This window comes from Ruegeria sp. CDSB114 (assembly GCF_059611025.1).
The window spans coordinates 185,805-204,554 of record NZ_JBXWOT010000002.1 but is presented as its reverse complement, the minus strand read 5'-3'; the positions used below and the strand labels follow the sequence as shown (position 1 = coordinate 204,554).

The 18,750-nt window shown below is 59.2% G+C and carries 18 protein-coding genes; 9 read left to right on the top strand and 9 right to left on the bottom strand.

Translation table 11 applies throughout. The features are described from left to right. Nucleotides 1-23 precede the first annotated feature (23 nt). The 5 genes from AC2FIP_RS08545 to AC2FIP_RS08525 all read right to left on the bottom strand — a co-directional run bounded on the left by AC2FIP_RS08545 (nt 24) and on the right by AC2FIP_RS08525 (nt 4,488). Nucleotides 24-1,067, bottom strand: coding sequence for a HesA/MoeB/ThiF family protein (locus AC2FIP_RS08545; RefSeq protein ID WP_496701720.1), 1,044 nt, complete (start codon nt 1,065-1,067; stop codon nt 24-26). Continuing rightward, nucleotides 1,067-1,522, bottom strand: coding sequence for a dUTP diphosphatase (dut, locus tag AC2FIP_RS08540; protein WP_496785955.1), 456 nt, complete (start codon nt 1,520-1,522; stop codon nt 1,067-1,069). The genes AC2FIP_RS08545 and dut overlap by 1 nt, the downstream gene beginning before the upstream one ends. A 15-nt stretch (nt 1,523-1,537) precedes the next feature. Further along, the gene (gene coaBC, locus AC2FIP_RS08535) at nt 1,538-2,734 is read right to left on the bottom strand and encodes a bifunctional phosphopantothenoylcysteine decarboxylase/phosphopantothenate--cysteine ligase CoaBC (protein WP_496785954.1); all 1,197 of its coding nucleotides are present in this window, start codon (nt 2,732-2,734) and stop codon (nt 1,538-1,540) included. Nucleotides 2,735-2,797: 63 nt separating this feature from the next. Then, nucleotides 2,798-3,613, bottom strand: coding sequence for a ChaN family lipoprotein (locus AC2FIP_RS08530; protein WP_496785953.1), 816 nt, complete (start codon nt 3,611-3,613; stop codon nt 2,798-2,800). Further along, nucleotides 3,610-4,488, bottom strand: coding sequence for an RNA polymerase factor sigma-32 (locus AC2FIP_RS08525; RefSeq protein WP_142635576.1), 879 nt, complete (start codon nt 4,486-4,488; stop codon nt 3,610-3,612). The genes AC2FIP_RS08530 and AC2FIP_RS08525 overlap by 4 nt, the downstream gene beginning before the upstream one ends. Before the next feature lie 100 nt (nt 4,489-4,588). On the opposite strand from AC2FIP_RS08525, the gene cobU reads away from it, so the two are divergent. The 4 genes from cobU to AC2FIP_RS08505 are packed head-to-tail and all read left to right on the top strand — an operon-like array spanning nt 4,589 to nt 8,185. Continuing rightward, nucleotides 4,589-5,110 (top strand): bifunctional adenosylcobinamide kinase/adenosylcobinamide-phosphate guanylyltransferase, encoded by a 522-nt coding sequence (cobU, locus tag AC2FIP_RS08520; RefSeq protein ID WP_496785952.1) that lies wholly within the window; start codon nt 4,589-4,591, stop codon nt 5,108-5,110. Next, a complete protein-coding gene (locus AC2FIP_RS08515; RefSeq protein ID WP_496785950.1) occupies nt 5,107-5,685 on the top strand; it encodes a histidine phosphatase family protein in 579 nt (192 codons plus the stop codon). Before cobU ends, AC2FIP_RS08515 begins: the two co-directional genes overlap by 4 nt. Nucleotides 5,686-5,743: 58 nt before the next feature. After that, the gene (locus AC2FIP_RS08510; protein ID WP_496706238.1) at nt 5,744-6,628 is read left to right on the top strand and encodes a glutathione S-transferase N-terminal domain-containing protein; all 885 of its coding nucleotides are present in this window, start codon (nt 5,744-5,746) and stop codon (nt 6,626-6,628) included. 45 nt (nt 6,629-6,673) lie between these two features. After that, a complete protein-coding gene (locus AC2FIP_RS08505) occupies nt 6,674-8,185 on the top strand; it encodes a YifB family Mg chelatase-like AAA ATPase (RefSeq protein WP_496691773.1) in 1,512 nt (503 codons plus the stop codon). On the opposite strand, the gene gshB is transcribed toward AC2FIP_RS08505, so the two are convergent. From gshB to rsmI, 3 genes are read right to left on the bottom strand one after another with little or no spacing between them, the layout of a single operon-like run. Next, entirely contained in the window at nt 8,182-9,114 is a 933-nt protein-coding gene (gshB, locus tag AC2FIP_RS08500) for a glutathione synthase (RefSeq protein WP_281995201.1), read from the bottom strand. The two genes, AC2FIP_RS08505 and gshB, sit on opposite strands and share 4 nt — an antisense overlap. 60 nt (nt 9,115-9,174) lie before the next feature. Further along, nucleotides 9,175-9,546 (bottom strand): YraN family protein, encoded by a 372-nt coding sequence (locus AC2FIP_RS08495; RefSeq protein WP_281995202.1) that lies wholly within the window; start codon nt 9,544-9,546, stop codon nt 9,175-9,177. 1 nt (nt 9,547) lies between these two features. After that, nucleotides 9,548-10,405, bottom strand: coding sequence for a 16S rRNA (cytidine(1402)-2'-O)-methyltransferase (gene rsmI, locus AC2FIP_RS08490; RefSeq protein ID WP_496785949.1), 858 nt, complete (start codon nt 10,403-10,405; stop codon nt 9,548-9,550). A gap of 87 nt (nt 10,406-10,492) precedes the next feature. Here rsmI and AC2FIP_RS08485 point away from each other — a divergent pair, with 87 nt between their 5' ends. Genes AC2FIP_RS08485 through murJ form a run of 3 tightly spaced genes read left to right on the top strand, consistent with a single transcriptional unit; the run spans nt 10,493 to nt 15,982 of the window. Beyond that, complete coding sequence (locus AC2FIP_RS08485; RefSeq protein ID WP_496785948.1) at nt 10,493-11,665, top strand: penicillin-binding protein activator; 1,173 nt, start codon at nt 10,493-10,495, stop codon at nt 11,663-11,665. Further along, entirely contained in the window at nt 11,625-14,444 is a 2,820-nt protein-coding gene (locus AC2FIP_RS08480) for a [protein-PII] uridylyltransferase (RefSeq protein WP_496785947.1), read from the top strand. Before AC2FIP_RS08485 ends, AC2FIP_RS08480 begins: the two co-directional genes overlap by 41 nt. Further along, nucleotides 14,441-15,982, top strand: a complete 1,542-nt coding sequence (murJ, locus tag AC2FIP_RS08475) for a murein biosynthesis integral membrane protein MurJ (RefSeq protein WP_281995205.1) — start codon at nt 14,441-14,443, stop codon at nt 15,980-15,982. The genes AC2FIP_RS08480 and murJ overlap by 4 nt, the downstream gene beginning before the upstream one ends. Here the strand turns inward: murJ and AC2FIP_RS08470 are convergent, their stop codons facing one another. Then, entirely contained in the window at nt 15,983-16,669 is a 687-nt protein-coding gene (locus AC2FIP_RS08470) for a rhomboid family intramembrane serine protease (RefSeq protein WP_496785946.1), read from the bottom strand. Nucleotides 16,670-16,755: 86 nt separating this feature from the next. Here AC2FIP_RS08470 and trpS point away from each other — a divergent pair, with 86 nt between their 5' ends. Together trpS and AC2FIP_RS08460 are read left to right on the top strand one after the other, a co-directional pair. Then, complete coding sequence (gene trpS / locus AC2FIP_RS08465; protein WP_142635552.1) at nt 16,756-17,784, top strand: tryptophan--tRNA ligase; 1,029 nt, start codon at nt 16,756-16,758, stop codon at nt 17,782-17,784. 60 nt (nt 17,785-17,844) lie between these two features. After that, nucleotides 17,845-18,708, top strand: coding sequence for a branched-chain amino acid aminotransferase (locus tag AC2FIP_RS08460; protein ID WP_496785945.1), 864 nt, complete (start codon nt 17,845-17,847; stop codon nt 18,706-18,708). Nucleotides 18,709-18,750 lie beyond the last annotated feature (42 nt).

Here is an 18,750-nt window from a genome sequence, read left to right as displayed (position 1 = left end):
GCGTTCGATCCAGAGCAGAGGGGTTATCCTTTGCCACAAACGGGGCAATCTGCACGGCGAGGCAGTGTAATCTTGCGGCTTTCGCCATAGAGAGCGTCGTAAATCAGCATCTCACCCCTCAGTGCCAGACCCGCCCCGGTGATCACCTTGATCGCCTCAACAGCCATCATCGAACCGACGACGCCAGGCAAGGGGCCGATCACCCCAGCCTCTGCGCAGGACGGGGCCAGACCTGGAGCCGGAGCCTCGGGGAAAATGCACTGATAACAAGGCGCATCGTTGGCCGGGTCGAAAACGCTGAGCTGGCCTTCCCACTGCGACAGCGCACCCGAAATCAGCGGCTTGCCCAACGCGACCGCCGTGCGATTGGCCAAATAGCGCGTGTCGAAATTATCAGTTCCGTCCAGGATGACGTCAAAATCGGAAAATAACTCGGTGGCGACCTCTTCGGTCAGTCGGCGGTGATAGGGCAGAACAACCACATTCGGGTTTTGCGCCAGCATGGCCTGCTGGGCCGAAAAAACCTTGGGCATACCGATATCCGCATCCTGGTGGATCACCTGACGCTGAAGATTGGCGTTCTCAACCTCATCATCATCAATCACCCCGATCGTGCCGACCCCGGCCGCAGCCAGATACTGCAAAGCGGGCGCCCCAAGCCCCCCAGCGCCGATCACAAGCACGCGGGCCTGCTTCATCTTTTTCTGCCCTGGCCCACCAATTTCGCGCAACACGATATGGCGGGCATAGCGGTCAAGCTCGGTCTCGGAGAATTTGTCTGAGGGCATGGCTGGCTCCTTGTTCGAGGCCGGCGCCGCGCGTTTTCGCAGCGCTTTCAGTCCCCTTCCATAGATCAGAACCAGAACCCCCGTACCAACCAAAATCAACCAGGTCGCAGCAGAACCACCCGTGGCCTGACGCAGGGGGTTGCCAAGGGGCAAAACCAGCTGTGCCGAGATTACCCCCAGCAACAACACCCCAACCGAAATCATCCGTGCATTGCGTGACACGCCAGCCAGATAGCCGAGCCCCCAAAGCGCTGCGGCGATGATCAGGACAAGTAACATCAGCCGCGCCCGGTCGAACCGAACCCGCCTGCACCGCGGTCAGTATCGCTGAGCGTATCCGTGGCCTCAAATGACGCCTGCACCACCGGGGCGACGACCAGTTGGGCGATACGTTCCCCATGTGTGATTTCAAAGCTCTCCTGCCCAGCGTTCAACAGGATCACCCCCAGAGGGCCGCGATAGTCGCTGTCGATCGTACCCGGCGTATTGGGCAGCGTGATCCCGTATTTCAGCGCAAGGCCCGAGCGGGGCCGGACCTGCACCTCATACCCATTTGGGATTTCAATCCGCAGTCCGGTGGGAACCAGAGCCCGCTGACCGGGCAGCAACGTGATCGGCGTCTTGTCCGGCAAGTTTGCACGCACATCCGCACCTGCCGCTCCGGTGGTTTCATAAGATGGCAAGGGCACCGAAGGGTCGGCCCCGTCCTCACGGATCACACGAATTGCTACCATCGGATATCCTCTTGTCTAACCGGCCAACGCGTCGGAAATCTTGCGTGCCAGTTTTTCGGCCACTGCGTCTTTGCCCATGCGTGGCCATTCCTCGGCCCCATCGTCGGAAATCAGGATCACCGCGTTTTCGGCCCCTCCCATGATCCCGGTCGCAGGGCTGACATCATTGGCAACGATCCAGTCGCACTCTTTGCGCTCGCGTTTGGCGGTCGCATGTTCGATCACGTTGTCGGTTTCCGCAGCAAAGCCAACAACTAGCGCGGGGCGTCCATCGTCCAGCTTGGCGACCCGCTTCAGAATGTCCGGGTTTTCAGCAAAATCCAGCGCCGGAAGACCGTCGCGCGTCTTTTTCAGCTTGCGGTCCGACGCGCTGGCCACCCGCCAATCCGCCACGGCGGCGGCAAATACCCCGGCATCGACAGGCAATGCTGCATCCACCGCGTCTGACATCTGCTGGGCTGTTTCAACCCGCACAACCTCGACCCCATCGGGTGCGGGAACCTCAGCAGGTCCGGTCACAAACACAACCTCTGCACCCAACGCAGACAGAGCACGTGCAATCGCTGTGCCCTGCGCCCCGGATGAGCGGTTCGCGATATAGCGCACCGGGTCAATCGGCTCGTGCGTGGGACCCGAGGTCACAAGAATGCGTTTACCGCTGAGCGGTCCGCTGCCCAGCGATGCCTCAATCGCGGCGACGATCTCAAGCGGTTCCGACATGCGGCCCGGACCATATTCGCCACAGGCCATGTCGCCTTCGTTCGGCCCGACAAAACGAATGCCGTCCGCCTGCAACTGTTCAAAATTACGACGCGTCGCCGGGTGATCCCACATACGGACATTCATCGCAGGCGCACACAGAACCGGTGTGTCAGTCGCCATCAATAGGGTCGAGGCCAGATCATTCGCCAACCCACCTGCCATTTTGCCCATTAAATCCGCAGTCGCCGGAGCGACCACGACAAGATCCGCAGAGCGGGACAACTGGATATGCCCCATCTCGGCCTCATCGGTCAGATCGAACAGATCGCGATAGGCCTTCTCGCCGGCCAGCGCGGCAACAGACAGAGGTGTCACGAATTCTTCTGCTGCGCGGGTCAGGACCGGCGTAACGGCGGCGCCGCGTTCCTTCAGTCGCCGGATCAGATCCAGTGACTTATAGGCAGCAATACCGCCACCAATGATCAGCAGAATCCGTTTCGATGCCAGCATGTTGTGCCCTTCCCGTCTCGGTCGGCCCCGACATTAGGCAAGCGCGCCCGACAGTTCCAGCGGTTAATTCTGCGGTTGAAAGGCCAGGCAGGGGTCTTCTCGGTCCGCGGTCGGGCTGTCGATGACTGCATCATAGTCCCCTTGGATCGTACCGTCTTCAGACTGACCCAGAACATACACTTTAAGACCCGGACGCAGACGCGACAGGAATGTCGGAATACCGCGGTCCTTTCGCGCATGGCCATTTCCGGTGATAACTGCAACCGGGCCACCGGTTTCGTCAACGGCACGCAATATGGCCCGTGCCAGTACCGCATCGCGCAACCTTTGGATCGCAACCAGCTGCGGCAGAGCGCTTTCAGGCAGCGCATCGCAATGCGCCGCCATCTGGTCAGCCTCGCGCGCCGCCTGTTCCGCCTTTGACAGAGGAACGGTCAACCCAAATCGCGCCGCGTCAGCGCCCAGCGCAGTTGCAGCGCCACGTTCCATCGCTGTACGCGCTGCCTTACGCGGGACCATTGCGCCATAGATCGGCGCATCCGTGGCCTGAAAGATCGGGTAATACAGGCTGAGAGGGGGCCAGCCGGATTCCGCCCAACGCAGGATGCGTGACAGTTCTTCGGGATCGGACGCCGCTTTTTGCGCCAGGCGCTGTGCGCCTTCCTCGGTGACCATTTCCCAGACCACGGCGGAGGGGTCGATCAATGTAATCGCCTGTTCCTGAACCAGATGATGGCGAGGATTGTCATGGGTTTCGCCCAACAAAACAACGTCTGCCATTCGCATCGCGGCCGTAACATCGTCAGGGATCAGGTCATCGGCATGACCGGACCCAGCCATAACCATCAGCGTACACATCAGAATCGCAATCTGTTTCATGCGATGAAGTGTTGCACCTCGCGCGATTGAGCTTCAAGGTTCTTACGCATTTTTACAAAAGCCGCGGCTTCAAGCTGACGCACCCTCTCTTTCGACAGGCCCAGTTCCTGACCCAGGCTTTCCAGTGTGCGCACCGGTTCACGCAGCTTGCGTTCGCGCACGATGAAGCGCTCTCGGTCGTTGAGGGCCTGCATCGCCATCACCAACCATTCGCGCAACTGTTCGGTGTCGTGCTTGTTTTCAACGGTTTCAGCGGCCTGTTCCCGGTCATCCTCTAACGCGTCGATCCATTCGCGCCCGTCTTCATCCGTGGATTGCACAGCGTTCAACGAGAAATCCGACCCTGCCAGCCGGCCTTGCATCATCTCAACGTCGCGCAACGGAACACCGATCTCGGCTGCTATCATCTGGTGCAACTGGTGACGGTCCAGCGCCATTCCATCAGTGGCCGCTTCGCGTTCAAGCCGGGCCTGGACGCGACGCATGTTGAAAAACAGGGATTTCTGGGCAGAGGTGGACCCGGTCCGAACCATTGACCAGTTTCGCATTACATAGTCCTGGATACTCGCCTTGATCCACCAGACGGCATAGGTCGAGAACCGAACCCCGCGATCCGGGTCAAATTTGTCAGCGGCCTTCATCAGACCCAATCCGGCCTCTTGGATCAGATCGTTCATCGGCGCGCCATAACGTTTGAACTTGGCCGCCATCGAAATTGCCAACCGCATATAGGCCGTGATCAACCGGTGCAGCGCCTTTTCATCACGCTGGTCACGCCAGGCATAGGCCAGCTTCAACTCGGTTTCTGCATCCAGTAACTCGGCCTTCATCGCCCTGCGCGACATCGAGAAATCGTTTGCGCTGTCCAGTGCCATGGAAATCTCCCTTTTTCGCTGGCGCGGCCCGGGCTTGCCTTGCCGACCCATGGTCGATACGCAGAACAACACCAGGTGGATCACTTAAAAGGTAATGATCGTGGGTTCGGATTTAACCTTTGTGCTGGGCGGAGCAGCCTCAGGCAAGTCGGCATTCGCCGAGCAACTTGTTGTTTTATCAGGGAAAAGCCGCGTTTATCTGGCCACATCACAAGTGTTTGATGATGAGATGCGCGATAAGGTTAAGCGCCATGTTTCACAGCGCGGCAGCGGTTGGGAAACGATCGAGGCCCCCTTGGACCTTGGCGCGCCCCTGGCCAAGCTGACCTCGGATCAGGTCTGTCTGATCGACTGCGCGACCATGTGGCTGACCAATCACCTATTGGCGGAACATGATCTGCGGCAGGCCCAGGCTGCACTGCTGTCGGCTCTGCAAGACTGCGCTGCCCCCATCGTCTTCGTCTCGAACGAGGTCGGCCACGGGATCGTCCCGGGCAACGCCCTGTCTCGTCAGTTTCGCGAGGCGCAAGGCCGCCTGAACATCGCGCTCGCCGCGCAGGCTGATCTGGTGGTTCAGGTTACCGCCGGGCTTCCTGTGGTGTTGAAAGGGCAACTGCCATGACGCGTCTGCATCTAGTCAGGCATGGTCCGACCCATGCCAAAACCATGGTCGGCTGGTCCGATCTGCCTGCTGACCTAAGCGACCACGCCGCCATTGGTCGGCTACAAAGCTACCTGCCGGCCAACGGGTTGTTGATCTCATCCGACCTGTGCCGTGCCGCTGACACGGCTTCGGCGGTACAGGGCACCCGGCACCGCCTGCCCCACCACCCCGACCTGCGAGAGATCAATTTTGGCAGTTGGGAATTGCGCGGGTTCGAGGAAATCGAGGCCGAAGACCCCGAACTAACCTTCGCCTACTGGGACAATCCCGGTGAAGTTCGCCCGCCAAACGGCGAAAGCTGGAATGAAGTCCGAGCCCGCGTCAACGCGGTTATTGACAGGTTGATTAGCGATCACACCGGCCAGGACCTGATCATTGTTGCCCATTTCGGCGTCATCCTGACACAGGTCCAGCGTGCCATGGATGTGGACGCGCAAGAGGCTTTCGGCCACCGGATCGACAATCTTTCCGTGACTGAGATTACTCATCACGGCGACCGTTGGTCGGTCGGTCGGATCAATCACTGCCCGTGATCAGGCCGCGCACAAATCTCTGTTTTACGGATTGAATAGCCTGAGCCATCCTAGGCCCATGACCTATGATTTGTTTATCGGAGACCGCCTGTTTTCCAGTTGGTCCTTGCGTGGTTGGTTGATGCTGGAAAAGTTCGACCTGCCCTATCGAAACCACATGATCGGCCTGTATTCAGGCACCATGGCCGAGGATATGAAACCCCTGTTCCCGGCGCGTCTGGTGCCCGCCTTGCGCCTGCCAGACGGAACTGTGGTTGGTGAAAGCCTTGCCATGGCCGAGACCTTGGCTGAGCGCCACCCACAGGTCGGATTGTGGCCCTCTGACGCGGCTGCCCGCGCCACTGCACGGTGGCTTTGCACCGAGATGGTGGCCGGGTTTTCAGCCCTGCGCGGGGAATGCGCGATGCAGCTGCTTCATAGTTGGAAGGGGTTCGAACCGGCGGCCGAAACGCTTGCTGACCTGCGCCGGATCGAAACCCTTTGGGATCATGCGCGCCAAGTGTCCGGGACGAACACCGGCCCTTTGTTCGGTACATATTCTTTGGTGGATGTGTTTTACACGCCCGTGGCCGCGCGGATCATCGGTTATGGGCTGCCTGTTTCGGACGCCAACCGGGACTATTGCCTGACCCTCCTGTCGGATCCGGTTGTCAGGCAGTGGCGTGCGATGGGCCTAACAGTCCAGTACGACCCTTTCCCGTATTCGCTGGACCTTCAATCGGATCCCTGGCCAATCGGCGGGGCATCGTCTGCTGTGGCCGCCCAGAGCGGTCCCTCGGTCAACCAGACCTGCCCCTATTCCGGAGAGCCCGTCACAGATTTTCTGGACCTGGACGGTCAGCGCTGGGGATTCTGCAATCGGTTCTGCCGCGACAAAACCCTCGCCGATCCGGAGGCATGGCCGAAATTCACTCAGATGGTCAGCGCCGTTAACGATTCCTAAACCGGCGGCGTGCCAGTAACGACCTGTTAACCAAGCAGGTCGTTCATGGTCGCTCGTTCTCATACAGTCGCCTTTCAAGGTGTCGACGCCCGCCCGGTCGAGGTGCAATGCGCGGTTTCACCGGGGTTGCCTGCCTTTTCCATCGTCGGCCTGCCGGACAAAGCAGTTTCAGAGGCCCGCGATCGCGTCCGAAGCGCGCTAAGCTCGATGGCCATTGCCCTGCCGTCAAAGCGTATCACCATCAACCTATCCCCCGCTGACCTGCCCAAAGAAGGCAGCCATTTCGACCTGCCCATTGCAGTGGCTCTGCTGTCAGCCCTGGAAATCATTCCCAAGGACGCGGCTGAAGGGGCCGTTTCACTGGGGGAATTGTCACTGGACGGGTCTCTTGTGCCTGTTGTCGGGGCGCTTCCTGCCGCGATGACCGCCGCGGCCGAGGACCGAACCCTGCTGTGCCCTCGGGCCTCCAGCGCCGAGGCGGCTTGGGTTGACGCTACTCAGGTGATCGGCGCTGAATCTTTGGGCGATGTTGTCCGCCACTTCTCGGGCCAAGCCCCTTTGCCCGCTGCCCTGCCCGGCGAGGTCAACCTTTCCCCCAGCACCCGCGACCTGCGCGATGTCAAAGGGCAGGAGCGGGCGAAACGCGCGTTGGAGATTGCCGCCGCAGGGCGGCACCACCTGATGATGATCGGCACGCCGGGGTCCGGGAAATCCATGCTGGCCGCGCGCCTGCCGGGGATCTTACCGCCCCTGACACCGGCCGAGGCGCTTGAAACCTCGATGATCCAATCCCTGTGCGGCCTGCTTGACGAAGGCGGCATCAGCCGCACCAGACCGTTTCGCGAACCGCATCATACGGCATCGATGGCAGCCATTGTTGGTGGAGGGAAAGGAGCCAAACCAGGAGAAATCTCATTGGCCCATAACGGGGTTTTGTTCATGGACGAATTTCCCGAATTCCCACGAACCGTTCTGGAAACCCTGCGCCAACCCATCGAAACCGGAGAGGTCATGATTGCGCGTGCCAATGCGCATGTGAAATATCCCTGCCGCTTTATGCTGGTTGCCGCGGCCAACCCCTGCAAATGCGGCTACTTGACAGATCCGGCGCGGGCCTGTTCGCGTGCGCCGGTCTGCGGCGAGGATTATCTGGGGCGCATTTCAGGCCCGCTGATAGATCGGTTCGACCTGAGGATCGAGGTGCCTCCGGTCGGGTTCACCGACCTTGACCTGCCTCCATCCGGGGACAGTTCGGCCACGGTAGCCGCGCGTGTCGAGCAGGCGCGTGCGGTTCAAGCGCAAAGATACACTGGAACGTCCGCGCGCCAGAATGCGGATGTTGAGGGCAATGTGCTGGAAGAAATCGCCGCGCCGGATGCCGAAGGAAAAGAGCTGCTGTTGAAAGCGGCTGAGAAATTTGGTTTGTCAGCGCGCGCCTTTCACCGCATCTTGCGGGTCGCGCGCACCATCGCCGATCTGGACGGCGCATCAGATGTCCGAAGACCCCATGTGGCCGAGGCGCTGAGCTTTCGCATCAGCGCCAATATTGCATCTTAAAGCCTGGCTTCGATGGCCTGCCAAATCTTTTCTGCGATGTTCACGCCATCAAACCGTTCCAATTCCTGAATTCCGGTTGGCGAAGTCACGTTAATCTCGGTCAGGTAATCGCCGATTACATCGATACCAACAAAAACCTGCCCTTTTTCCTTCAACAAAGGTCCAATGGCTGCGCAAATCTCAAGATCGCGATCCGTCAGACCAACCTTTTCGGGCCGTCCCCCCACATGCATGTTGGATCGTGTTTCACCTTTGGCGGGAACACGGTTGATTGCACCCACAGCCTGACCGTCCACCAGAATGACCCGTTTGTCGCCATTGCTGACATCGGGCAGGAATTTCTGAACGATCAGAGGTTCGCGCGAAAACCCGGTGAACAACTCGTGCAAAGATGTCAGGTTCCGGTCGTTGCCATCCAACCGGAACACCCCCGCACCGCCATTTCCATAAAGCGGTTTCAGGATAATATCGCCGTGCTTTTCTTTGAACGCCTTAATCGTCTGCAGATCGCGGGCGATGGTTGTCGGTGGCGTCAGATCAGGGAAATCCAGCACCAGGAGTTTTTCGGGATAGTTCCGAACCCAGAATGGATCATTTACCACCAGCGCCTGTCCCTTAAGCCGGTCCAGCAGGTGGGTAGAAGTGATATAGTGCATGTCAAACGGGGGATCCTGACGCAGCCAGACCACGTCGAACTCGGCCAGATCAACCTCGCGCTCGGGCCCCAATTCTGCCGGGTTTCCAGCCACGCGCTGCACCGTCATATCGTGGCCGCGGGCCGTGATCCTGCCCTCCTGATAAGCCAGTTTGTCAGGGCTGTAGAAGAACAGCGTATGCCCGCGCGCCTGTGCCTCTTCGGCCAGACGGAATGAGCTGTCGGCATTGATATCCACGGCCCCGATCGGGTCCATCTGAAAGGCAATTTTCATGGCGTGTCCCTCAGTTTCACGCCAGATACATGGCCCAGCCAGGCCGGGGGTTCAATGGGGTCAGACCTGATCAAAGGCGTTTTCGATGATTTGCACCGCGCCGAATGCATCCACCAAAGCCGCATCAAACCGAACATTTGTCAGCTGGCCGTTGGGCTCCCCTTCCAGAAATTGGGCGGCCGAGGCACAGATACGGTCCATCTGGCGCCGTTTGATCCGGGCAGCAGCCATCTCAAAGCTTGTGCTTTTCTTGACCTCGACGAAAACCAATCCGTCACCGTTGCGGACGATCAGATCAATCTCGCCCCCTGCCCCGCGCCAACGGCGATGTGCTATGGAATATCCCCGCCGCTCGTAATCTGCCGCAACCTGCTGTTCCGCCGCCTGACCCGCATGATAAGAAACCGAACTTCGGACAGTGCGTGAGGTCATCTTACCCTTTCCCGAGTTTCAGCGCCTTCTGATAGATCGGTCGACGCGGCAGTTTATACATCTGCGACACCAAATCCGCCGCATCGCGTACTGAATGAGTTTCCAGGGCGCGTATCAAAGCCTCTTCTATGTCTGAATCGTTAACAGTTTCCGAAGCCCCACGGTCTACCAGCAGAACAATTTCGCCTTTGACCGTCTGACTCGCCAATTCTTCTGCCAGCTCTGCCAACGACCCGCGCCGAACTTCTTCGAATTTCTTGGTTAATTCGCGGCACATCGCGGCCTGCCTGTTTTCCCCTAGAACCTCGGCCAGATCCGACAGACAGGACGCCACACGTTTCGGAGATTCATAAAATACCAACGTCCCAGGCACATCTCGCAGCGTCTCGATCCGCGTCCGGCGCGCGCCCGAGGCATTGGGCAAAAACCCGGCAAAGAAAAAGGCATCCGTCGGCAAACCAGCCAGCGTCAGCGCCATCAGCGCGGCGGAGGGCCCCGGCGCGCAGGTGACCATATGCCCCGCCTCGGCCGCTTGCCGCCCCAGATCATAGCCCGGGTCCGCAATCAGAGGCATTCCGGCCTCAGACGCATAGGCCACCGATTTCCCCTCAGCCAGCGCGTCCAGGATTTTGCCGCGGGCGCCTGCACCGCTGTGATCGTGATAGGCAAGAATGCGGCGCCCCTCGAGCGGAACGCCGTGAATCTCCATCAACCGGCGCAGGCTGCGCGTGTCTTCGGCGGCGATCATGTCCGCCGACGCCAACACGTCTAGCGCCCTGAGCGTAATGTCGCGCGCCGCCCCGATCGGAGTGGCAACAAAATACAGGCCCGTGCCCAATTTGACTTTTTGAAAATTCAAAGCTGGACCCTCACAGCGTGACGTCTATTATCGCGGCGCAAATAATGGCAGCATCCCAAGCCGCCGGATCAGGGAGTTTTCATTTAGATGTTTACCGTTTGCAAGCCCGTTCGCAAGTTGGCGCGTGCAGCCGCCGTCTTGGCCACCGCGACCATTCTGGCGGCGTGTGACGTCAGCAGTATCGGCGGAGGCCCGTCGATCAACACCTCACAACCTGTTCCGGTTGCTTTGCTGGTTCCGGCCGGATCTGGAAATTCCGGGGACGCTGAACTGGCGCGCAGCCTTGAAAACGCAGCCCGCCTGGCGATGTCCGATCTGCAGAATGTACAGATTGATTTGCGGGTCTACGACACCCGGGGCAATTCGGGTACCGCCGCAACAGTCGCGCAGCAAGCCGTGGCAGACGGCGCAAAGATAATCATCGGTCCGGTCTACGCCCAGGCGGCAAACTCAGCTGGTCTTGCGGTACTGAACAACAAGGTCAACCTGCTGTCGTTTTCGAACAATACCAGCATCGCAGGCGGCAATGTCTTCGTGCTTGGCCCCACTTTTGAAAACACCGCCAACCGGTTGATCAACTATGCCGGTTCGCGCGGCAAGACCGGAACGGTCATCGTGCATAGCAACGATGCCGCAGGGCGGCTTGGACAATCGGCTATCGCAACCGCGCTGAGCAACAGCCGAGTGGGTAATGCGGGCACGGTCGGCTATGACCGCTCTCAGCAGGGGGTCATCAACTCGGTGCCGACAATCAAGGCTACTGTAGCGTCCTCGGGGGCGGATTCGATCTTTCTGACTTCGACCACAGCAGGGGCGTTGCCGCTGTATTCCCAGCTTCTACCAGAAGCAGGCGTTTCCCCGGCAACCACGCAATATATGGGCCTGACCCGCTGGGACATCCCGGCCCAAACACTGGAACTGCCAGGCGTTCAGGGTGGCTGGTTCGCATTGCCGGACCCATCCAAGGCACAGGCTTATCGTCAGCGGTACAACAACACATATGGCGAGGCACCACATCCGATCAGTGGCCTAGCCTATGATGGCATAGCCGCGATTGCTGCCTTGGTCAGCCAGGGCAAATCCGACGCTCTGACCGCATCTGCCCTAACTCAGAACGCCGGTTTTCAGGGCGTTGGCGGTATCTTCCGTCTGCGACCCAACGGTACGAATGAACGTGGTCTGGCCATTGCCACGATCCAGAACAAACAGGTGGTTGTGATTGACCCTGCCCCACAAAGCTTCTCTGGCGCCGGATTCTGATCGGCTGGCTCTGACACTCATCCCAAGGGGTGACCTGATTTGCCAGCCCGAAGAAATCTTTGACAGCGCATCCGTTATGGCACAGCTGTCAGAGGCCTTCGACAAGACATCTGATAACGCCGAACGGCGCGGCGAAACCGTGCGGATTTTGCGCAACGTCCAGAAATCCGGTCGTCAGGCAATCGCCGATGCCTTTGTCCGCGATCCATTTGACGCGCGGCGGCTGACCCATTCCTATACCTACCTTACCGACGGGCTGGTCTGCACCGCGATGCAAGTGGCCAGTCGCGAGCTTCACCCGCTGGCCACGCCGACACAGGGAGAAAAAATGGCCGTGCTGGCAGTCGGCGGCTATGGGCGTGGGGAAATGGCCCCATCCTCGGATGTCGATCTGCTGTTTCTGACCCCCTACAAGATCACTGCCTGGGCCGAGAGTGTGATCGAATCCATGTTGTATATCCTGTGGGATCTGCGGCTGAAGGTCGGGCATTCTTCGCGCACCATCAAGGATTGCCTGCGCCTGGGATCCGAGGATTTCACCATTCGCACCGCGATGTTGGAACAGCGCTATTTGGCTGGCGACGCCGATCTGGCAAATGAGTTGGAAATGCGCCTGAAAGACGATCTGTTCAATGGCACTGAGCGCCAGTTCATCGAGGCCAAGCTGCAGGAACGCGACGCGCGCCATCTGAAACAGGGCGAGCGGTATATGGTCGAGCCCAACGTAAAAGAGGGCAAAGGCGGATTGCGCGACCTGCAATCGCTCTACTGGATTGCCAAATATATTTACGGCGTTCAGGACGTGGCCGAGTTGGTACCGCTGGGTCTGTTCACCCCCGAGGAATTCAGCACTTTTGTGGAAGCCGAGGATTTCCTGTGGGCCGTTCGCTCGCATTTGCATCTGGTGACCGGGCGCGCAACCGAACAACTGACCTTTGACATGCAGGTCGAGGTTGCTTCCCGAATGGGATACGAAGACCGGGCCGGTCGTCGGGCGGTCGAAGTGTTTATGCAGCGCTATTTCCGCGAGGCCACGAAGGTTGGCGAGCTGACGCGCATCTTCCTGACCAAACTCGAGGCGACGCATATGAAAGGCGCGCCTCTGCTAGAGCGTATTTTCCGCCGCCGCCCCAGGATCAAAGCCGGATACAAAGTCGTCCATGGACGTCTGGACGTAGCCGACCCGAACAAGTTTCTGGCGGACAAGCTGAACCTTCTGCGCCTGTTCGAGGAAGGTCTGCGCACCGGCATGCTGATCCACCCGGACGCGATGCGGCTGGTCAGCGCCAATCTGACATTGATCGACGATGACATGCGCGAAGACAAAGAGGCGCGGCGCATCTTTCTCGACCTGATGCTGAAACACGGCAACCCGGAACGCGCCCTGCGCCGCATGAACGAACTGGGGGTGCTGTCGGCCTTTCTGCCCGAGTTCGAACACATCGTGGCGATGATGCAGTTCAACATGTACCACAGCTATACGGTGGATGAGCACACCATTCAGTGCATCGTCAATCTGGCCCAGATTGAACGCGGAGAGTTGGGGGAATCCCTGCCGCTGGCGTCTTCAATCCTGGAAGGAGGGGTCAATCGCAAGGTTCTGTATGTTGCCCTGCTGATCCATGACATTGCTAAGGGGCGACCCGAGGATCATTCGATTTTGGGCGCACAGATGGCCCGCAAGATTGCACCTCGGCTGGGTCTGAACAAATCGGATTCAGAAACCGTGGAATGGCTGGTGCGGTATCACTTGTTGATGTCGGACATGGCGCAGAAACGCGATATTTCCGACCCGCGCACGGTGCGCGACTTCGCCAAGGCCGTGAAAACGGTCAAAAGGTTGGACCTACTGACCGTGTTGACCGTCTGCGACATTCGCGGCGTTGGACCCAACACCTGGAACAACTGGAAAGCCACCCTGCTACGCGCGCTGCATGCAGAAACCAAGCGCGCGCTTGAGACCGGGATGGAAGACCTCAACCGTGCCAATCGCGGTGCCGGTGCCAAAAAGGCGTTGCGGGCCGAGCTGGCGGAATGGACCAAAGCCGCCCTCAAAACCGAGACGGGTCGGCACTATGACCCCTATTGGCAGGGCCTGAACCTTTCGACCCATGTAGAATTTGCCGAGATGCTGAAAGAGCTGGACCGCAGCGGTGATGCTGGCGCGATGGAAATCCGTCTGCACCCGGATGAAGACCGCGATGCGACGCGGGCCTGCTTTGCCATGGGTGATCACCCCGGCATTTTTGCCCGTATCGCAGGCGCTTTGGCGCTGGTCGGGGCCAATGTGGTTGATGCGCGCAGTTACACCACCAAAGACGGCTATGTCACCGATGCGTTCTGGATTCAGGACGCCGATGGCCACCCGTTCGAGGCCAGCCGCTTGCCGCGCCTGACACAGATGATCCACAAGACCCTTAAAGGCGAGGTCGTGGCGCGGGATGCCCTTAAATCACGCGACAAGATCAAGAAACGCGAACGGGCCTTTAACGTGCCGACCCATATCATCTTCGACAATGACGGGTCCGAGATCTACACGATCATCGAGGTCGATACCCGGGACAGGCCCGGCCTGCTTTATGATCTGACACGAACGCTTGCTGCCGCCAATGTCTATATCGCCAATGCGGTGATCGCGACTTATGGCGAACAAGTGGTGGACACCTTTTACGTCAAGGATATGTTTGGGTTGAAATATCACTCGGAAAGCAAGCAGCGCGGGCTTGAGGCCAAGCTGCGCAAGGCCATCTCCGAAGGCGCCGAGCGCGCGGTCTCATGAAACAGATCCGGCTGTTTTCAGGCCTGTTCACTGTCGGGTTCTGGACCCTGGCCAGCCGTATTCTGGGCTTTCTGCGGGAAATCCTGCTGACCGCCTACATCGGGCCCGGGCCAGTAATGGATGCATTCGTCGCCGCCTTTCGCCTGCCCAACATGTTCCGCCGCTTCTTTGCCGAAGGTGCGTTTAACGCAGCCTTTGTGCCAATGTTTTCCAAACGGCTCGAAGGCGGGGAAAACGCGCAAGGCTTTGCACAGGACGCGTTCAACCTGCTGGCCGTGGCGGTGCTGGCGCTGGTCGGGCTGGCGATGGTTTTCATGCCTGGCCTGGTCTGGCTGACGGCCGAGGGCTTTTACGGTGACGACCGCTTCGACCTTGCCGTGGATTATGGATATGTGGTCTTTCCCTACATCTTTTTCATGTCGCTAGCGGCGCTGTTCTCGGGCGTGCTGAACGCAACCGGCCGTTTCGCGGCTGCAGCGGCCGCCCCGATTTTACTGAACATCTTTGCCTGCACAGCACTGATCGCCGGCGCTATATCAGGCGGAGAGGTCATCCGTTGGCTGATCGCCGTCATCCCCATCGCTGGAGTTGCGCAGCTAGCGCTGGTCTGGGTTGCAACCGAACGTGCGGGCATCCGTATCCGCCCGGGCCTGCCGAAACTCAGCCCTGAAATGCGCAACATGGTTCGCATTGCGGTTCCGGCCGCCTTGGCCATGGGGGTTACACAGGTCAATCTGGTGGTGGGCCAGCTGGTTGCTTCGAAAACCGAAAAGGCCGTCAGCTGGTTGTTTGCAGCGGATCGCTTGTACCAGTTGCCATTGGGCGTCGTGGGCATCGCCGTCGGCATCGTCCTGTTACCCGATCTATCTCGCCGCCTGCGCGCTGGGGACAAGTCGGGCGCCCGCGATGCGTTTTCTCGCGCAGGTGAGTTTACGTTGCTGTTGACCATCCCGTCGACCGTTGCCTTTGTGCTCATCCCTACCCAGCTGGTCTCGGTTCTGTTCGAGCGTGGACAGTTCACCCCCGAAGACACCGCCGCCACCGCACTTGCCGTGGCGATCTATGGCATCGGCCTGCCCGCGTTCATGCTGCAGAAATTGTTGCAGCCTTTGTATTTCGCGCGTGAAGATACACGCTCGCCCTTTCACTATGCAGTGTTTGCGATGGTCGTGAACGCTGCACTGGCTTTCGGGCTGTATCCGTTGGTGGGATGGTTCGCACCGGCGATTGCCGCCTCGGTGGCCGGATGGGCCATGGTTGGACTGCTGGCCTTGGGCGCGCGAAAAATGGGGGAAGAAGCGCAGTTTGACAACCGGTTCAAGAACCGGGCATGGCGGATCATTGCGGCGTCCCTGGGGATGGGAGCTGTCCTGTATGCCGCTATTGAGCTGTTTGGATGGGCCTTTGCCCTGGAAGGCTGGCGTTACCTGGCACTGCTCGGCTTGATCATCGTTGCTGCAGTTACATATTTCCTGCTCGGCCACCTGATTGGTGCATTCAAACTTTCCGAGTTCAGGAAGGCTCTGCGTCGATCCTGATCAGTCGCGCCGAATACGCCTGACGATCCGCGCCCACCCACCCGGAGCAACCAGGAACGACAGGGCAAAACCAGTGGCAAAACCGCCCAGATCAGCCACCCAGTCCAGCGTTCCGCCAAACAGCAGGCCGAACAACAACTGAATGCCCATCAAAACGGCGATCAGGCTGAAAGCGCGGGATTGGTTTGCGCCCACCAGCAACAGCTTGCGCCATAATATCCACGTAAACGCTCCGATCAGCCCATAGACCGGAGGGAACCCACCCACCAGCGGAAAGCGCGGATCCAGCAACAGTGCATAAGCCAGCGCACCACCCACGCCCGACAGCACAAAGATCACCAGCATCTGAACGCTGCCAAAAACCTCGGCCACCATTTTACCCATGGCCAGCACAAAGACGCAGACAAAGATGGCCTGTGTGAACGTACCGGATACAAACGGATAGGTGACAAAGCGGATCAGATGCTCGAACGGCCAGCGCCCGTTTTCCACCATCCAGTCGAAGATATCCGGCGAAAACGAATAGTGCTGCAAAGCGTCCAGGCGCCAGCCTACAGCAGTTGGCCCCCCAATGATCCCGCGCGTACCTAGAGTAAATGCCAGTTCAACCCCCATGATGAACACACACAAAGCCACCACCACGGGCGGCAGAGGGTTCACGGCGGGTGTATAATGCTCACTGCTCATTGGGCGGGCCTTTCGCGGCTGTTGACGTCCCTTTGCCTCATGGGTAAGCGACGGGGGCTGATTTTTCCAGACGGGAGTTCCCTTCGATGACCGATTCCAAGTTCACGCCGCGCGTGTTTTCCGGTGCACAGCCATCCGGTAACCTGCACCTTGGCAACTATTTGGGCGCATTGCGGAACTGGGTTCGGATGCAAGGGTCCGACTATCAGACAATCTACTGTATGGTCGATTTGCACGCGATCACCGTTTGGCAGGACCCCAAAGAGTTGCAGCACGCAACGCGTGAGCTGTGCGCGGGGTATATCGCATCAGGATTAGATCCCGAAAAATCGATCCTGTTTAACCAAAGCCAGGTTCCTGAGCACGCGCAACTAGCATGGATTTTTAACTGCGTTGCCCGGCTTGGCTGGATGCAGCGCATGACACAGTTCAAAGATAAGGCTGGCAAGAACGCGCAGAATGCATCGTTGGGCCTATTCGCCTATCCGGCGCTCATGGCCGCAGATATCCTTGTATATCACGCGACACATGTTCCCGTCGGAGATGATCAAAAGCAACACCTGGAACTAACCCGAGACATCGCAACTAAGTTCAATCATGACTATGGCGTCGATTTTTTTCCGTTGACAGAACCCGTCATCAAAGGTGCGGCAACTCGGGTCATGAGCTTGCGCGATGGGTCAAAAAAGATGTCCAAATCCGACCCCTCCGACATGACCCGGATCAACATGACCGATGATGCCGACACGATCGCCAAGAAAATCCGAAAGGCCAAGACCGACCCGGACGCTCTGCCTTCGGAAGTCGATGGCTTGGACAACCGCCCCGAGGCCCGCAATCTGGTGAATATCTACGCCGCCCTCAGCGATCAGACGGCGGATCAGGTTCTGGCCGACGTTGGCGGCAAGCAATTTGGCGAGTTTAAACCGATGCTGGCCGATCTGGCGGTTGCCAAACTGTCTCCGATCTCGACCGAAATGGCCCGCCTGATGGGTGAAGAGGCCGAGATTGATCGCATTCTGGCCAATGGCGCAGAAAAGGCGCGGGCGATTGCAGCCCCGATCCTGCAGCAGACCTATGACATCGTCGGCATGGTTGGTGCGAAACGGGGCTGATTGCCTCTGGACGTTGCCTTAACGCCTTCCTAGGTTTGCCTCAAAGCTTGGGAGGGCGTCATGGCAGTCGGCAAGAACATCCGCACCTATTTCAACGGGCAATGGCATGATGGGGATGCACCGATCATGCGCGCTGCGGATCATGGCGCGTGGCTGGGATCATCCGTCTTTGACGGCGCGCGGTTCTTCAACGGGCTGACCCCGGACCTGAACGCCCATTGCGCCCGCGTGAACCGCTCTGCCGAGGCGCTGATGCTGACCCCCACCGTCACCACAGAGCAAATGGTTGAGATCGTGCGCGAAGGGCTTGAAGCCTATGCGCCCGACGCGGCCGTATATATCCGCCCGATGTATTGGGGCATCGACGGAGATGCGACAGCGATCGTACCGCAGGAAAACAGCACCGGGTTTGCTGTCTGCCTGGAAGAGATTCCGATGGCGCCTGAGACCGCCTCGGCCACGCTGGGACTGACCCGATTCCGCCGTCCGGTACTGGAATCAGCAGTGGTGAATGCCAAGGCCGGGTGCCTGTATCCCAACAACGCACGGATGCTGAACGAGGTACGTGCGAACGGGTTTTCGAATGCTTTGGTGGCTGACGCATTGGGCAACGTAGCCGAAACCGCAACCGCCAATATCTTTATGGTCCGCGACGGCGAGGTCTTTACCCCCGTCCCCAACGGCACCTTCCTTGCTGGCATCACCCGTGCACGACATATCAAAAACCTGCGGGCCGACGGCGTGGCTGTGCATGAGGCGGTTCTGAGTTTCGAGGATTTCTACGGGGCCGACGAGGTATTCATGACTGGCAACATGAGCAAGATCACCCCGGTGACCGCGCTGGAGGACACCCGGTTTCAGGTCGGTCCCATCGCCCGGCGTGCACGCGACCTGTATTGGGACTGGGCCGCCAGTGGGCGTTAGGCTCTGGTTGCCAGCACGCACCTAGTCGGGCATGATCCCCGG

Bases quoted from the DNA above. Each gene is read 5' to 3' on its own strand.
- AC2FIP_RS08545 (WP_496701720.1), bottom strand. From the start codon at position 1,067: ATGTTACTTGTCCTGATCATCGCCGCAGCGCTTTGGGGGCTCGGCTAT.
- dut (WP_496785955.1), bottom strand. From the start codon at position 1,522: ATGGTAGCAATTCGTGTGATCCGTGAGGACGGGGCCGACCCTTCGGTG.
- coaBC (WP_496785954.1), bottom strand. From the start codon at position 2,734: ATGCTGGCATCGAAACGGATTCTGCTGATCATTGGTGGCGGTATTGCT.
- AC2FIP_RS08530 (WP_496785953.1), bottom strand. From the start codon at position 3,613: ATGAAACAGATTGCGATTCTGATGTGTACGCTGATGGTTATGGCTGGG.
- AC2FIP_RS08525 (WP_142635576.1), bottom strand. From the start codon at position 4,488: ATGGCACTGGACAGCGCAAACGATTTCTCGATGTCGCGCAGGGCGATG.
- AC2FIP_RS08515 (WP_496785950.1), top strand. From the start codon at position 5,107: ATGACGCGTCTGCATCTAGTCAGGCATGGTCCGACCCATGCCAAAACC.
- AC2FIP_RS08510 (WP_496706238.1), top strand. From the start codon at position 5,744: ATGACCTATGATTTGTTTATCGGAGACCGCCTGTTTTCCAGTTGGTCC.
- AC2FIP_RS08505 (WP_496691773.1), top strand. From the start codon at position 6,674: ATGGTCGCTCGTTCTCATACAGTCGCCTTTCAAGGTGTCGACGCCCGC.
- gshB (WP_281995201.1), bottom strand. From the start codon at position 9,114: ATGAAAATTGCCTTTCAGATGGACCCGATCGGGGCCGTGGATATCAAT.
- AC2FIP_RS08495 (WP_281995202.1), bottom strand. From the start codon at position 9,546: ATGACCTCACGCACTGTCCGAAGTTCGGTTTCTTATCATGCGGGTCAG.
- AC2FIP_RS08485 (WP_496785948.1), top strand. From the start codon at position 10,493: ATGTTTACCGTTTGCAAGCCCGTTCGCAAGTTGGCGCGTGCAGCCGCC.
- murJ (WP_281995205.1), top strand. From the start codon at position 14,441: ATGAAACAGATCCGGCTGTTTTCAGGCCTGTTCACTGTCGGGTTCTGG.
- AC2FIP_RS08470 (WP_496785946.1), bottom strand. From the start codon at position 16,669: ATGAGCAGTGAGCATTATACACCCGCCGTGAACCCTCTGCCGCCCGTG.
- trpS (WP_142635552.1), top strand. From the start codon at position 16,756: ATGACCGATTCCAAGTTCACGCCGCGCGTGTTTTCCGGTGCACAGCCA.
- AC2FIP_RS08460 (WP_496785945.1), top strand. From the start codon at position 17,845: ATGGCAGTCGGCAAGAACATCCGCACCTATTTCAACGGGCAATGGCAT.